Origin of the sequence: Halobacillus seohaensis (genome assembly GCF_042663045.1) — a bacterium.
GTDB lineage: Bacteria > Bacillota > Bacilli > Bacillales > Halobacillaceae > Halobacillus_A > Halobacillus_A seohaensis.
Genome location: NZ_JBHSZV010000031.1, coordinates 17014 through 31974, shown reverse-complemented (window position 1 = coordinate 31974; position 14961 = coordinate 17014). Strand labels below are relative to the sequence as shown.

Annotated in this window: 10 protein-coding genes; 3 read left to right on the top strand and 7 right to left on the bottom strand. The window is 37.9% G+C overall.

Annotation, left to right across the window (positions count from 1 at the left end):
- Positions 1-36 precede the first annotated feature (36 nt).
- Together ACFQIC_RS12300 and ACFQIC_RS12295 are read right to left on the bottom strand one after the other, a co-directional pair.
- Positions 37-1446: a HAMP domain-containing sensor histidine kinase gene (locus ACFQIC_RS12300; protein ID WP_204707089.1), complete on the bottom strand. Its 1410-nt coding sequence runs from the start codon at positions 1444-1446 to the stop codon at positions 37-39.
- Positions 1436-2110: a response regulator transcription factor gene (locus ACFQIC_RS12295; RefSeq protein ID WP_204707091.1), complete on the bottom strand. Its 675-nt coding sequence runs from the start codon at positions 2108-2110 to the stop codon at positions 1436-1438. The genes ACFQIC_RS12300 and ACFQIC_RS12295 overlap by 11 nt, the downstream gene beginning before the upstream one ends.
- A 194-nt stretch (positions 2111-2304) precedes the next feature.
- On the opposite strand from ACFQIC_RS12295, the gene ACFQIC_RS12290 reads away from it, so the two are divergent.
- The 3 genes from ACFQIC_RS12290 to ACFQIC_RS12280 are packed head-to-tail and all read left to right on the top strand — an operon-like array spanning position 2305 to position 5314.
- Positions 2305-3018 carry a polyphosphate polymerase domain-containing protein gene (locus ACFQIC_RS12290; RefSeq protein WP_204707094.1) on the top strand — a complete coding sequence of 238 codons (714 nt, stop codon included), beginning with the start codon at positions 2305-2307 and terminating at the stop codon, positions 3016-3018.
- Positions 3018-3716, top strand: coding sequence for a DUF4956 domain-containing protein (locus ACFQIC_RS12285; RefSeq protein ID WP_204707096.1), 699 nt, complete (start codon positions 3018-3020; stop codon positions 3714-3716). Before ACFQIC_RS12290 ends, ACFQIC_RS12285 begins: the two co-directional genes overlap by 1 nt.
- Positions 3717-3775: 59 nt before the next feature.
- Positions 3776-5314: a CotH kinase family protein gene (locus ACFQIC_RS12280; protein ID WP_390217143.1), complete on the top strand. Its 1539-nt coding sequence runs from the start codon at positions 3776-3778 to the stop codon at positions 5312-5314.
- Positions 5315-5857: 543 nt separating this feature from the next.
- Here the strand turns inward: ACFQIC_RS12280 and ACFQIC_RS12275 are convergent.
- From ACFQIC_RS12275 to ACFQIC_RS12255, 5 genes are all read right to left on the bottom strand, one after another.
- Entirely contained in the window at positions 5858-6727 is an 870-nt protein-coding gene (locus ACFQIC_RS12275) for a peptidylprolyl isomerase (protein WP_204707100.1), read from the bottom strand.
- Positions 6728-6751: 24 nt separating this feature from the next.
- On the bottom strand, positions 6752-7906 hold the full coding sequence (locus ACFQIC_RS12270) for a S1C family serine protease (RefSeq protein WP_204707102.1): 1155 nt from the start codon (positions 7904-7906) through the stop codon (positions 6752-6754).
- A 415-nt stretch (positions 7907-8321) separates the two neighbouring features.
- Positions 8322-9467 (bottom strand): GIY-YIG nuclease family protein, encoded by a 1146-nt coding sequence (locus ACFQIC_RS12265; RefSeq protein ID WP_204707104.1) that lies wholly within the window; start codon positions 9465-9467, stop codon positions 8322-8324.
- Positions 9457-11382 carry a DEAD/DEAH box helicase gene (locus ACFQIC_RS12260; RefSeq protein ID WP_204707106.1) on the bottom strand — a complete coding sequence of 642 codons (1926 nt, stop codon included), beginning with the start codon at positions 11380-11382 and terminating at the stop codon, positions 9457-9459. Before ACFQIC_RS12260 ends, ACFQIC_RS12265 begins: the two co-directional genes overlap by 11 nt.
- 7 nt (positions 11383-11389) lie before the next feature.
- Positions 11390-14026 (bottom strand): class I SAM-dependent DNA methyltransferase, encoded by a 2637-nt coding sequence (locus tag ACFQIC_RS12255; RefSeq protein WP_204707108.1) that lies wholly within the window; start codon positions 14024-14026, stop codon positions 11390-11392.
- Positions 14027-14961: the final 935 nt, after the last annotated feature.

Genomic DNA, 14961 nt, shown 5'->3' with positions numbered 1-14961 from the left:
ACAAGTGTAACATTTAATTTACTGAGTTTACCTAGTTTATTGTTTAGGTAACGTAATACGGAAGACCGTTCCTCTTGAAGAGCTTTCATACAAGATCAAGTCTCCTCCCAGCGACTTTGCGATCATTTTACTGAATGGCAAACCAAGACCTAGCCCACCAGTTTTATACTTTTTGTCTTCTCCACGATAAAAACGCTCGAATATGAAATCTTTTTCCTCTTCTTTAATTCCTGTGCCCGTATCTTCTACATCTATATCAATCTTCCCTTGCTCCGAGTGGAGTCTGATGAAGATCTTCCCTTCTCCCTCCATCGCGTGGGACGCGTTATTAAGAAGGTTCGTCATGATCTGCTGAAAACGCATAGGATCGACTCGTATCTCTATCTCCTCCGGTAAGAGATGTAGGGATAAATGAATCCGTTCTTCTCTCTCCTGTCCGACTTCCCAGCGATGCACAGCATCTTTCACGGTGCGGTTGATGGATTGAACTTCTTTAGCTAAAGGAAAAGAATTGGCAGCAAAAGTATTGAAAGCGAGGAGGTCGAGCACCATCCGTTCTAATTTCTCCGTTTCTTTTAAGGAAATATCAATAAATTCTTCTGCTTCTTCCTTTTCCACGATCCCGTCTTTAACTGCACGCAGCATTCCACTAATTGAGGTCACCGGAGTTTTGAGCTCATGTGTTACCCCTGCCAATAATTGACTCCGTAACTCTTCGAGGCGTTTTAATTTATAAGACATTTCCTGAAATGATTGAATGAGGTCATATATTTCTTCTTCTCTTACGTCCTCACTCTGGATGTGAAAGCCATAATTACCTGCTTGTAATTCTCTAGCCGCTTGAGCGACTCCCTTGATTGGCTTCGACAGCCGCCTGGATAAGAAATAAATCGCCAACCAGCCTAACAGAGCCAGACTTACAAGCATGAGGGAAAGCTGCCAGTATTCTTGATCAACCGTCGTCAGATTTTTTTTGGATTCGGTGACAATGACCCAGCCTAACATTGTGGAGTTTATTTCAATCGGTTTTTTCACAAGGTAAAAGGTTTCAGATAATGCATCTACTTTTTGTACGCTTCCTTGCTCATCCAATAAGGAGGCAGTGAAACTATGAGGCGCATTTTGCCCAGCCGGACGTTCTTGAAACAATACTTTCCCCTCTTGATCCACGACATATAAGTTAGGTCTGCTGTTCATATTCATGAAGTCTTCCCGGCCCTGCACAAAAATATCTTCTTCTTTATTCGGCTTAACCCTTCCGTCATTCACCAAACGACCTGCCGTCTGTTCGGCTACAAATTCCATCATGCTCAAACGATTTTCTAACGTTTGGTGCCGGATCCAGATAGCCGAAATAAGGCCGATTACCAGGAGTCCTACCACCAATGTCCAAACATATCTTGTCGTCCAATACCGCTGCAAAGGAATTTTCTTATCAGTAAACACTGAGCTGGTATCCTAACCCGCGAAGCGTTCGTATTTCCCCTTCAGAGACCGGCCAGCCTCTAAGCGCATTTCGGATACGTTTGATGCTCACATCGACAGCACGGTCACTGCCTTCGTACTCCCATCCCCATACCTTTTCAATCAACTGTTCTCTCGTAAACGTCTGATTAGGATGCTCTGCAAAAAATGTCAATAACGTTAAATCACGTGGGGTCAAAATGATCTCTTCCTCGCCTAATTTTACCCTGTGACCAATAAGGTCCACCTCTAATTTTCCGAAGCTTTTAACCGGCAAAGTTTGTTTTCCCATCCGTCGAAGAACAGCTTTGGTTCGGGCAACTACCTCATCCCCTACAAAAGGTTTAGCAATGTAATCATCCGCCCCCTGATTGAGTCCGCTCAGACGGTCATCCACCTCACTCAGCGCCGTAAGCATGATGACAGGACAGTCGCTCTTCTCCCGTATTTTCCTCAGGACATCCCACCCATTTATGCCAGGAAGCATGACATCCAATATAATTAAAGAAGGGGATTCTTCCTCAAATCTTCTAAGAACTTCATCTCCCCTGAATACTTGCACGGTTTCATAGTTCGCTTTTTTCAAGTAAGCCTTCAACACTTGGCTGATCGGCATTTCATCTTCGACGATCATTATTTTCTCCACTTTCTGCTCACCTTCTCCAGTTCAATCTAGATTCAGAATAACACAATCGTGTGTCAACGGAATGTCAAACATGAATCCTTTAATAACTTATATAATTAGGAAGCTTTTTAACTTCTGCTTGCTTTTTATTCCCCTGCCATCTCCCTGACACATTCTGAGTTTAAAGTAAGACTAACGCAAGGAGGTCATGATTCATGGTCAAGAAATTAAAGTTCCGTAATGAGATGAAATACTATGTCAATTATCATCAATACTACTTGATCCGGCACCGGCTGAAACATTTTCTTAAGCAAGATACCCACGCTGATCACAAAGGAGAATATCATATTCGAAGCGTCTATTTTGACGATATAGAGAATAAAGCTTTACAAGAAAAGCAAGCCGGCATTAAAAACCGGCACAAATATCGAGTTCGGCTCTATAACAGGAGTGATTCAGTCATCCACTTCGAGAAGAAGATTAAACGGAATACCTTCATCGCCAAGGAAAGAGCAGCTATCTCCAGGGATACACTGGAACGTCTCATAGATAACGAATTCTCCGTTCTAAATGGTACGTCCTCTCCTCTTCTTAAGGAAGTGCGTCATGAAATGAAGAACCGCCTATTAAGACCGAAAGTTATAGTGGATTATATAAGGGAAGCCTTTGTTGCAAAAGAAGGCAATGTCCGCATTACCTTTGACAAGGACTTGCGCACCGGCCTTAACAAAATTAATCCCTTTGATCCTGATTTACTTCCAGTGAAAGCTCTAGATGAACCAGTTTATATTATGGAAGTGAAATTTGATGAGTATATTCCCAATTATGTTCGGGATGCCCTTCAATTAAACGGACTTCAGCGGCAGGCTGCTTCGAAGTACACGATTTGTCGCAAATTCACTAAATCAAATGCTTGGGAGGATCAATAATGGAAAATAACAATAATAATGAAACATCTTTCTCAGATCTCTTAAATACAGAAGTATTATCCAACTTCAATACAGATATTTCGCTTCTGCAAATAGGAATTACTATGCTTCTCTCTTTCTTAGTAGGACTGTTTATCTACACTTTGTATAAGCGGATTTTCAGCGGGGTTCTGTACTCAAAAAACTTTAACATCACACTCGTCGGGCTCTCTATGATTACTTCGCTTGTCATCATGGCGATAGGATCCAATCTTGTCTTGTCGCTTGGGATGGTCGGAGCTCTCTCCATAGTCCGTTTTCGAACCCCAATCAAAGACCCGACAGATCTAGTGTTCTTATTTTGGGCTCTCGCCAGTGGAATCATCATTGGAGCAGGCTTCTATTCATTAGCTATCTTAGGCTCTATCCTTATCGGTATTGTCCTATTTGTTTTTATGAAAAAGTCAAAATCAGAGACTCCTTACTTATTTATCGTCAACTTCACAGGAGATGATACTGAACAAAGCATCTTTGACCAAATGAAAAAAGCCGTCAACCGTTACGACATAAAGCAAAAATCTGTCACAGACTCGGAGACAGAAATCACATTCGAAATCCGTTTGAAGGAGAAAGAAGCTGGCTTCGTCAACAGCATAACGAATGTACAAGGAGTAGAGAATGCAGTCTTACTAAGTTATAACGGAGATTATGTCCAATAATAAGAAAAAGGGTGTGTCACCCATATGGGGAGAGCACCCTTTTGGTTTATAGAAAGGTGATGACATTACCAATGTGGAAAAAAAACCTTACTGCAAGTGCTATGGTAATCCTTATACTGCTCACCACTACACTAACAATAAGCGCAGAGGAAACGTCCATCTTCAACAAAGAAGAGATCAGTGAAGTAAATATTGAAATCGAAGAATCTGATTTTGAAGATATGCTGGAAAATCCTTTAGAGGAAGAATACAAGGAAGCTGCTGTCACTTATAACGGAATTGACGTTCCTTACACAGGAGTACGATTTAAGGGGAATTCTTCTCTAAACTCTGTAGCAAACTCGGATTCCGAACGTTACAGCTTCAAGTTAAAATTCAATGAGTATATAGAGCAGAACTTAGAAGGATTCACAAAAATTAACTTGAACAATAACTTTGCCGATCCTTCCTATATGCGAGAGTACTTGACCTATGAAATCATGGAAGAAATGGGAATTGAAACACCAGAGTATTCCTTTGTTCATGTATCCGTGAACGGGAAATCTTACGGATTGTATTTGAGTGTTGAAAACATTGAAGAACCTTACCTGGAGCGCCATTTCGGAAATTCCACAGGCAACCTCTTTAAAGCAAATATAGGAGCCGGCCTCTCTTGGGAAGAGGGCATGGGCATTGAAGGCACGAACCTCGAACAGAAAATTGGTCTGGAGACAAATACCGACCTGCTTGATTTCATTGAAGCTCTCGATGAAGGAAAGAATGTAGAAGACTATTTCGATGTTGATTCATATTTGCGCTATCTTGCGGTCAGTACTGTTATGGCAAATATGGACAGCTACCAGGGGAATTTAAGCCACAACTATTACTTATATGAACAAGACGGTATATTCACTTTCCTTCCATGGGACCACAACATGTCCATAGGGGGAATGGGGGATGAAGAACAAATCACCATGCTTATCGACGAACCTACGATAGGTTCTGTAGAACAACACCCTTTGACGGATTACGTGCTATCAGATGACCAGTATAAAGAAACCTATCACACGTACATTCAACAAACATTAAATAAACTCGATAATATTGAACAACGAGTAAGTGAAGTGAAAGATTTAATCAGTGATTCTGTAAAGGAGGACCCTACTGCTTTTTATACGTATGACGAATTCCAGGCTAATACAGGCAGCGGAGCTGTTGACGGGTATCCAGCAATCACCAGCTTCCTTGAACAAAGGATAGAGAACGTTCAACAGCAACTGGATGGAGATATTCCTAGCTATGACGATGGAGAAGGAATCAGTGAAAACAGTGGCGGCATGCCAGGGGTGGGCGGACAAGGAAATGGTGATAGACCAGAGGGAATGGAAGAAGGTCAAATGCCAGAAGGAAGGCAGGAAGGTGAAATACCCGCCATGCCAGATGGGGGGTTTCCTGAAGGCATGGGCGGAGAAAGACCACAAGGCATGCCCAGGATGGAAGGCAGTTCAACCGCTGACACAGCTTCACAAAAAAGAAACCTGATTTCCGTTTCCGTGCTAGTCATCTTATTGCTTGGAACAACCGTGTTTATCAACCTTTTTAAAAGATATCGTGCTTAACAAAGACTGCCGAGCTATCGGCAGTCTTTTCAGCTTGTAAGAAACCCCGTGTTTTTCTACAAGCTTTATTCTTGTCTTCAGGAGCACCAGACCATTCTCTTTCTGCGGACGAACGCCCGAGCGCGCTCGTGAAACCCATATTGCGGGGTATCCGTTTTCCTCGGGAGTGTTATGGTCTGGGTCCTCCGTTACAATTTATAACCGAAAAGGATTCTGGCAGGCAGCTTTCATAAGCGTCTGTTCTTTGACTTTCACTTTTCCGTACCAGCTACAATAACGCTGCCCATGCGTTCTTTCGAATCTATCCAACTACGCTTAACTTTCTTTTGACCAATCTCATCATTGTATTCATGTGAGACATTTGGGAAACTAGTGTCTTTTTCTTTTGTGCACCAACCACGTTGTTTCGTCTCATGCAGGTGCTGAACGTGTTTACTTTTTTCACCATTAAGTAATTGCTCGACTACAAACCAATAAGCGGTGATCCGCCACTATACAAAAAGACCAGTCGTTTTTTCGACTGATCTTTTTTCTCCACTTATCTTATAGGTTATTGTTAATTTCATACTCTGTCATTTTTTCTTCGAGCCAAACGCTGTATTCTTCATTTAGCTTGGAATCGTTCAGTGCATCTGTTACTTCATCTTCCACATCTTCATAGACAGACTCCTTCTCATTCGTATGATCAGTCACTTCGATGATATGAAAGCCGTATTCCGTTTCCACCGGATCACTCACTTCCCCATCTTCCAAGAAAAAGGCAGCCTCATCAAAAGCTTCCACCATTTCTCCTTCGCCGAAGGTACCGAGGTCACCTCCAGATCCACTCGTGGTGTCATCTGTCGAATATTCTGCAGCGAGATCAGCAAAGTCTTCTCCTTCTTCCAACTTATCAAGAACCGTTTGTGCCTCTTCTTTTGTTTCAGTTAAAATATGCCTTGCAGTCACTTGTTCTGGTTGGTTGAAGCTCTCTTTATTCTCTTCGAAATACGCTTCCTTTTCCTCATCCGTAACAGAAATTCTATCTTTAAGTAATTGATTCATAGCCAAATATTCTTCCACGTCTTCTTTGAAATCAGCAATAGTCATACCGCTTCCTTCCAAGGCACTTTGAAAACCTTCTTCACCGTCATACTGATTGTAATAGCTAGCCAACTCGTCATCAATATCCTCTTGACTCACTTCGATATCATTTTTCTCTGCTTCTAATTGTACGATTTTGCTTGTAATTAGAGAGTCCAATGCGTCTTCTCCATATTGACTTACAAGCAGATCATACAGTTCTTCCTTCTCAATCGTTTCTCCATTGACAGTCGCTACACTTTCTTCTGCATTCATATTTAAAATAAGGAAGATGCAGAGCACTACCGCAACGATAAATGCTCCGCCTCCTATCATGAATTTTTTGTTCATTCTACCTTCCCCCTTGTTTAATTATCATTCAGACTGATCTGTCAGCGTGACTTGGATTGTCTGTGCTTCTCCGTCACGATAAAACTTGATGGCCACTTTGTCACCGGCTTTGTGATTCGTGTAAAGATACTTGCGAAGATCACTTGCACTAGTTACTGACTGATCCTCGAGAGATACAATAATGTCCTCTTTCTTCAGTCCGGCTTTCGCCGCAGCAGACATATCGTCTATAGACCCAATAATGACCCCTTCTTTCACATCCTCAGGAGGCGACTGTGAGTAATAAGCAGGAACTTGATCGATCCCTATCACACTGACTCCAAGATATGGACGATTTACTTTGCCATCCTTTGTGATATCTTCGATCAACTCCTCAACATTGTTACTAGGTGTGGCAAAGCCAAGTCCTTCTGCATCATCACTTGCTATTTTCAGACTATTAATCCCAATCAATTGGCCGGAGGAATTGATAAGTGCTCCCCCACTGTTTCCAGGATTGATCGCTGCATCGGTTTGAATGACATCTAGATCCCACTCCCCAGCAGAAGTTGACACGGAAATCGTGCGATTCTTCGCACTAATAATGCCTTGGGTAACGGTCCTGGATAAGTCAAGCCCTAAAGGATTACCGATAGCAATAACCTCTTCTCCCGCCCGAATATCTTCGGAATCCCCGAATGCCAGAGGTGTCATGTCGTAGTCGCCCTCAATTTTCAATACGGCGATATCAGTGAGGGCATCAGCCCCAACCAGTTCAGCCCTCACTTCTTTTCCATTCTTAAGAGAGAGTTGAATTTCGGATGCCCCTTCTACTACGTGATTATTTGTGACGATATAAGCGGCATCATCCGTAACCTTATAGATGACACCCGATCCCGTTCCACTTTCTACTATATCTTCACTATTTTGGAATGGACCATTTTGTATTGCCATATTAACGACTCCGACTATTGCATCGGATGCATCTGCAACAATATCAGCTGTAGACAAATATGAATCTGTAGACATTTGTGATACGTCGACATCAACCGTTTCTTCAGATGTACTTTCAACAGCAGTCGGATTCACGTCTGTATTGTCACCGTAAGAAGTTATCCCTAACGTAAGCGCAGAACCTAATACACCAGCGGACAAAGACAACCCGGTTAATTTAAAAAGAGACTGTTTCTTTTCTCTCATTTCCTAAGCCCTCATTTCTTAATATTTAAATTATGATTTCACTATAAAACCTGAATGTGTCAGAGGTATGTCAGAAAACACAATTTTAATATAGAAAGTTCCTTCCCTAGTAATTCTTTTAAAAATTTTTTCGTTTTCCAACAATCTTTCGTTTATAATAAATGACAAAGATGACTTATTTAATCCATGGAAATATACTAATAATGCAAATGGGTAGGGATCGAATTTAAGGTTCAATAAAAAATTAACGAGACTAAAAAAAGCTAAAAATAAATTAAGATAATATTCTAAGGAAAAAGCATGAACACATAAAAAAACCTCCCCTAAGATTGATTATCTTAAGAGAGGCTTTTAGCTGTTAGGATTTTTCGAGAAAAATCCAGTCGTATAGGAGTTTATTTGATAAAAATATATTCTAATCAGACAGATTAACCATCATTATAATTTGGTCAATCACTTGTTGCAATTCTTCTAACGTTACAACAAACCACTCTTTAGGATCTAACATTTTTCCGTTGGCTCCTTGAATAGAAACATCCAAATTTTTATTAGAAAGTGTATGATGAACTGCCGTTTCAAATTTTCTGCCGTTTATATTAAACACTTGAAAAGTAGAGACAATTTCAACGGGAGAATTGAGATAGGTTGACTCATTCTCTGCATTCCTAATCCTTCTCTCTACTGAACCCGTTGTAAAGCCGATTTTATATAAGTCTTTAATACCACGGATTTGTGGATCTGTACTCAATGATTTTAGTACATAAATAAAACCTGAAGAAAGATCATCTTCTCTAACATTATCTAATAAAGTGTCTTCATTATCTGTTACACGTCTTCCATGCTTATATAATTCAGCAGAAAGAGAACGGAGCAGCATATTTGATTCTGTTCCGTTATCAAAAACACACCGAAGTCTAGCATTAACTTTACCTTTTACTTTTTTCCGTTCCCCAACATATTCAACATAAAGGAGTACTCCTTTTAATACATAAAAACTATTTGGCTGTATATCCTGTTCATTCTTAAATGATACAATTTTTCGTTTTCCTTCTGTAATCTCCCTGTGACACCTTTTAAAAAGTTCCTCATACCTTGCGAAATCTTTCAACTTTTTTCGTTTTGCAACATAATCAGGCATTGTAGTAACTTTTGGTAGTTCGCTAGTATCAAAAATAGAACTTGCTTGATCGCTAACAGAATTATCTCCTAGCAATTCTGAAGAACCACTATCTAGAATATCTTCAACGGAAGAGACTTTAGGAATTACGACTTCCCTTTCTTTCTTTTCTAGTAGCCCAATTTCATCGTACTGTTTCAAATATTCCAAACGTTCCGGGTTTTTACGTATTCCAATCAATCGACTTGCGAGACTTCTTTCATATAGTTCATTAGGAACCTTATATGGTTCATGTCCATTTTCTTTAACAAAATCAACTATCTCTATAAATTTTTCAACTTCAAGGTCATTTTGAATCTCGGGAACCTTTTTAGGGGTCACTGTGATTTCAGTAAATAGTAAACTCTTCATGATTTCTTCAATGGAATTGTATCTATTTGCCATTCTCACGTTTCCTCCTTAGTTCTTGCATATAGATTACAGATTCTCCCATACGTCTTTCTATAGGATCTTCAGACCTTGGATCGGGTCGTTTTCCGGTTGATTGGTAGAATTCCTCAACCTTTGGCCAAATGTAAACTAATTCATCTTCATCAAATATTATGCGTTTTGCATCAATAGATTCCTGGATCAGCTTTAACACTGGTGAATTTAATTCTTTCGAAAGTACCTCAAACGCCTTTTGAAATGGATTAATTGTATCAATTAAGTTAATGTCCAAATCCTCAATATTAACGAATTTATCTCCCATGCGAATGAATTCTTTGCTTCCTGTAACTTCAGACTTAGCTCCTTTCATTACAGTATCTAAAACAACGTTTTGTCTAACTTCCTCAATTTCTTCATCTGATAAGTTTGGATACACCTTTTGAATCACTTTTGGTATTAACACTTTGTTTAGGACTTTGGAATCTACTTCTCCCGTAAACGATTTTTGAACTTGAGAATCTTGCATAATTTTTGCTTTTAAATCATTTATATCATTTTCTATAATCTTCTTAACTTTTTCTGTAGATGGCTCTTTCATTCCTTTAACGAACAATTCTCCTGGTGTGGAAGACTGGTTGCTATCTTCTGTTTTTCGTTTAAATTTAAAGTCAGGGGTTAGGACTTGTTCCATTAATAAGGAGGCGGAAATAGCTTTAAGCATTGTATTTACTGTATGTGTTACTAATTCATCTTTTGCTTCAGGTTTTGCAATTAGATTAGTGAATTGAGCATAAGTTTTATTGGGGCTGTCACGAGTGCAACGACCGATGATTTGAACAATCTCTGTAAGTGAACCACGATAACCTACCGTCAACGTATGTTCACAAAATGGCCAGTCAAACCCTTCTTTTGCCATCCCAAGAGCAATGATTATGTCTAAGTCTTTTGACTCCTTAACATTGCGTAAATACTCAACGATGCTTTCACGACTAGCCTGGTCGTCAACTAAATCGGCAACTTTTAATATTTTCCCATCTAAATGTTTTTTAACATATAGGATACCAGTTTCTTCGTCCTGATATTCCACTTCACCTATCAAATCTATGATCTGATTTACTTCATCGTATTTATCTTTTGTTGATTCACCAGAATTCACATTTGGGATATGAATAATAGTCTTTAAATTTGTATCCAATACTTCATTAATTGCAGATGTGTACTTATCTTGATAGAAATGATATCCAATTCCAAATCCTTTTAAATATTCATATCCGTCTAGCTGCTCGTAGTAGGAATACGTTACTTTTTCAAACAATTCTTCATCTTCCGGTAAAAGAATTGGCACCGAATCCCCTCGAAAATATGAGCCAGTCATTGCGACAATGTGCGCAGATGAATTATGAAAGATACTACGTAACAATTCACCTAATCGAGAATTAACATCTGCCGAAACATGATGAAATTCATCTATAGCAAGCAAACAGTTATCAAAAGCTTTATCATCGATTCTTTCGAATGCATATCTTAATGTAGAATGAGTACATATCAAAATTTTGTCATTTGATTCCATGAAACGAATAAAATCTTTAACTTTTGAACTCCCTCCACCAGCAGTTGTTAAGTTATTTTTTGGATCAACTTTCCAGTCTGCATAGAACCCAAAACTTTTTAAGTCTGTATTTTTAAACGATGATCCAATCGAACGTTCAGGAACAGCTACTATAACTTTCTTTAACCCTTGGTTAATCAGCTTATCCATTCCAATAAACATTAACGCCCTAGATTTCCCTGACGCAGGCGGTGCTTTGACTAAAAGGTATTGTGAATTACGTTTATCAAAAGCTCTTGCTTGCATTTCCCGCATACCGTATTTATTTATATTCTTACTTTGACCAGTTTGATGGTATTTAATTTCAAATAAATGTTCCATACAGCACCTAGCTTTCAATTACATTATTATACATTTTTAGTAATTCTTTTAATCTTTCTTCATCAGAATTAAAAGCACGAGAGCGATATGCTCTTTCAACTATTCCATCCAATCTTTCATGTGCCTCTTTTAATTCCTTAGGCATAGTACTAACATTATATAAATCGGCTAGGGAACCACCCATCTCCTCCCGTATATCTAATACTTGTAGTACCTCTTTCTCGATTTCTCTTTTTCGCCTTTTTGATATTTCTGGAAATGGAAATGTATGATAACTAAGACCAGCTGAATACCGATACCGTGTTTCAAGTCTACCACTAGTCGCTTTACACCAGACCATATGCATTCTTGACATTAATATACCCAATAAGAAGATTTCTGCATCGTAAATAGCATAAACTGCATTAGTAAGGATTTTTTCTGAATCTACAATCCCCATCGGTATATAGTAACGGTTTTCTGAAGATGTTGAAGGTACAACTATTGAATAGCTATTTGTTTCATTAATATCTCTGAAACGATATGGTTGATTAGCTATTCGATTAACAGAAGAATCAGAGCTTTCATTTCTAATATTTGTAATATACTCCATTCTTTGCTTTATAATAGGATTATCTTTTATCTCCTCATACTGTTTTTCATTTAACCAAAGACAGTATCTATATCCGCCATTGATAAATTCATCGGCTCCAATTAATTTTTTAAAGTACTCGTATAATTCCGGATACTTATTAATAGCATTCTCGTACTCCTTAATAGAGAAAATTAATCCTCCTTTATCATTTGCTTTATTTCCATATGACATTTTTGGCCATCCATTAATCGATTTATTTCTTTTCTTTACTAAAATATTTTCTCCTTCTGTCAAATACGCATTAATATTCTCCACAACTTTAGAACCCGTTTCAGAATAGATTTTTTTCTTTTTCTTAGGCTTATAACTAAGTCCGATAATTACAACCGTAACACCTGCGTTGTTCCTCGCACTATTTTTCCACTTAAAGGAATTATACGAAAAGTTTATTTCAATCTTACACTTGAAAATTTCGCCCCATAATGTAGCAACTTGATCACCTTGAGAAATTGAGTTTGTCGTAACAAAGGCTAAAGATGTATTGGAATTCTCCATGTACTTAGCCCCAAGGAAAAACCACGCTGAAATGTAGTCTAATATTTTATAACCTTTTATCTCTTTAAAAATATTAGCCATATCCCTTTTATGCTCTGCTTTTTGACGGTATGACCCCAGGTATGGAGGATTTCCAAACACATATACTTCCTCATTTTTACCGTTAGAACAAATTTCCTCCCAATCCACATGCAAGGCATTTGCACAACGTATATCACCAGCAGATTGGAGAGGAAGAGTAGGACGGACTTTATCATTAAAAATTTCTTCTAATTCCATATTCATTTGATGTTCAGCAATCCAAAGCGATAACTTCGCAACATCATGTGCAAAATCTTCAATCTCGAGACCATAAAATTGATCAAGAGTCACAGACGGGAGATACATGATATATTCTGACAATTCTCTTTGTCTTAAGAGAATATTTATTTCTAAACGTCTTAATTCTTTATAGGTTATAATTAAAAAATTTCCAGAGCCACAAGCTGGATCAAAAAATTTTATTTTCCCTATCCTCTCATAAAGCAGGTTCAATTTATCCATGCTGTTATAAGCCTTTGAAAAAGCTTTGTATAAGTCGTCTAAAAACAATGGTTTTATAACTTTCATAATGTTAGGAACACTCGTGTAGTGCATGCCTAAATGGCTCCGGTTTTCTTTAGAAGAGACAGCTTGAATCATTGAACCAAAAATGTCTGGGTTGATTTTGGACCAGTTTAGTAATTCACCGCATTCTATTATTAGTATTCTAGATTTTGCAGTAAATTTTAATTCTTTATGTGGTCCTGTAAACAACTGCCCATTGACATAAGGAAATTCTTTTAGGTAAGTCTTAACGTTATCTCTATCAACTTCATCTAATACACTAAAAAATTCGCTGAAAAAATCGTTTAAATCAGAACCATCTTCTGCTGTCAATGTCTTGATAGCGTTCGAAAAACTGTTCCTTGTGAAAATATCGGTATCTTCTGCAAATAAACAAAACAACAACCGAATAAGAAACAAATCTAATTCTTTGTTGTTTTCAGAGATTTCATTTTCTCTGCAAATAACATCATAAAGGCGTGCAAAGCGTTCAGCTGCTTTGATGTCAGCTGGGTTTTCTTTTTCAAAATCAACTTTTTCTATTCCTTTCCATGCTAGAAAGAAGTCGAAATATTGAGGCAGTTCTTCAAACTTAATATCAATTGCTTCATTAGTTTTAGTGTCCTTTGCTAATATTCCATCAAAATCTGTTACTAATAGGTAGCGTGGCTTGGCTGAAAGTTCACCCGATTGTTGTTCTACTTTACTAAAACCACCAAAAAGTTCACCCTTATTTGTTTCCTTAAACCAAACCTTGTTCTTTAAATGAACTTCACCAGATTGTTTTGCGAGGTTTTGGTTTCCGTTTTTCAAGCGTGTAATAGTAGCTCGCGGAATATCATAAACATCAAGCAATTCAAATAAAAAATCCTTTTTGTCAGTTTGTTTTATTATTTCAAAAATTTTATCTTCCAAATCAATAATTGTCATCTATAGACCTCTTTCATCAATGAAATTTACATTTTATTTACAGACTATTATATCAAATTAACGCTCAAAATTCTTTCCTTTCTAGGTAGATCGAAAGATTAATAGACTTCACACTCTCTTAAACAAAATTAAAATAACCCCAACAAAGTGTACTCTATTTATACTTTATTAAAATTTGAACTTATTTCCACAAACATAATCAGGCGATTTAACAGAAAAGCTATTCCTGAAAAAGGCTTCCATTGGTTGTTCAGTATGTACTCTTGTTGAACTCGAACAAATGAAAAAACTTTTCTGCGTTATTGAATAATTTAGCCTCTTCTAACTCGAACGTCATTCATTATAAGGAATGACGTTTAATCGTTAATTCACGATTACATAGCATTGAAAAATTAATTAATTTTCCACAGTTTCTCTAATTAAATCCTGCAAGTTCTCTCTGTCAATTACTAAAGCCACCTGTTAGTGTTAAATAAAATGCATAACATATAAATAAGTTTATGGTTGTGATATAACTCTAAATAAACTCTTCTTCGTCTCTTATTCTCCACTTCTTTTTTAGCCCTTTTCATTTCTAAATAAGCCCACTGACGTATTCGCTTTAAGTAGATTTCCATAATTGTTTTAATTACGATAACTTCATTTTTTCAAAGTGTTACGGAGGGTCATAATTATTACGAAGCAAAGGAGCACTCTAAAACCACGATTATTGATGGTAATTATCAGTTAACAAATAATATTCAATACGGGGATAAATATCCAAGAAGTTATTTAGATATCCTTACACCGAAAGGTATATTTGACGAAAAACGTCCAACTAATTTTTATGTTCATGGTGGCGGCTTTGTAGTGGAGGACAAAATGCAAGGAGATCCTAACGCTCCAGCAAGTGAAAATTCAACGGTGTATCATTTCGGTCAAATCCAACTGGATCC

What these genes read in the sequence shown, in the direction of transcription:
- ACFQIC_RS12290 (WP_204707094.1), top strand. Translation starts at nt 2,305, where the DNA reads ATGGTCAAGAAATTAAAGTTCCGTAATGAGATGAAATACTATGTCAAT.
- ACFQIC_RS12285 (WP_204707096.1), top strand. Translation starts at nt 3,018, where the DNA reads ATGGAAAATAACAATAATAATGAAACATCTTTCTCAGATCTCTTAAAT.
- ACFQIC_RS12280 (WP_390217143.1), top strand. Translation starts at nt 3,776, where the DNA reads ATGACATTACCAATGTGGAAAAAAAACCTTACTGCAAGTGCTATGGTA.
- ACFQIC_RS12275 (WP_204707100.1), bottom strand. Translation starts at nt 6,727, where the DNA reads ATGAACAAAAAATTCATGATAGGAGGCGGAGCATTTATCGTTGCGGTA.
- ACFQIC_RS12270 (WP_204707102.1), bottom strand. Translation starts at nt 7,906, where the DNA reads ATGAGAGAAAAGAAACAGTCTCTTTTTAAATTAACCGGGTTGTCTTTG.
- ACFQIC_RS12265 (WP_204707104.1), bottom strand. Translation starts at nt 9,467, where the DNA reads ATGGCAAATAGATACAATTCCATTGAAGAAATCATGAAGAGTTTACTA.
- ACFQIC_RS12260 (WP_204707106.1), bottom strand. Translation starts at nt 11,382, where the DNA reads ATGGAACATTTATTTGAAATTAAATACCATCAAACTGGTCAAAGTAAG.
- ACFQIC_RS12255 (WP_204707108.1), bottom strand. Translation starts at nt 14,026, where the DNA reads ATGACAATTATTGATTTGGAAGATAAAATTTTTGAAATAATAAAACAA.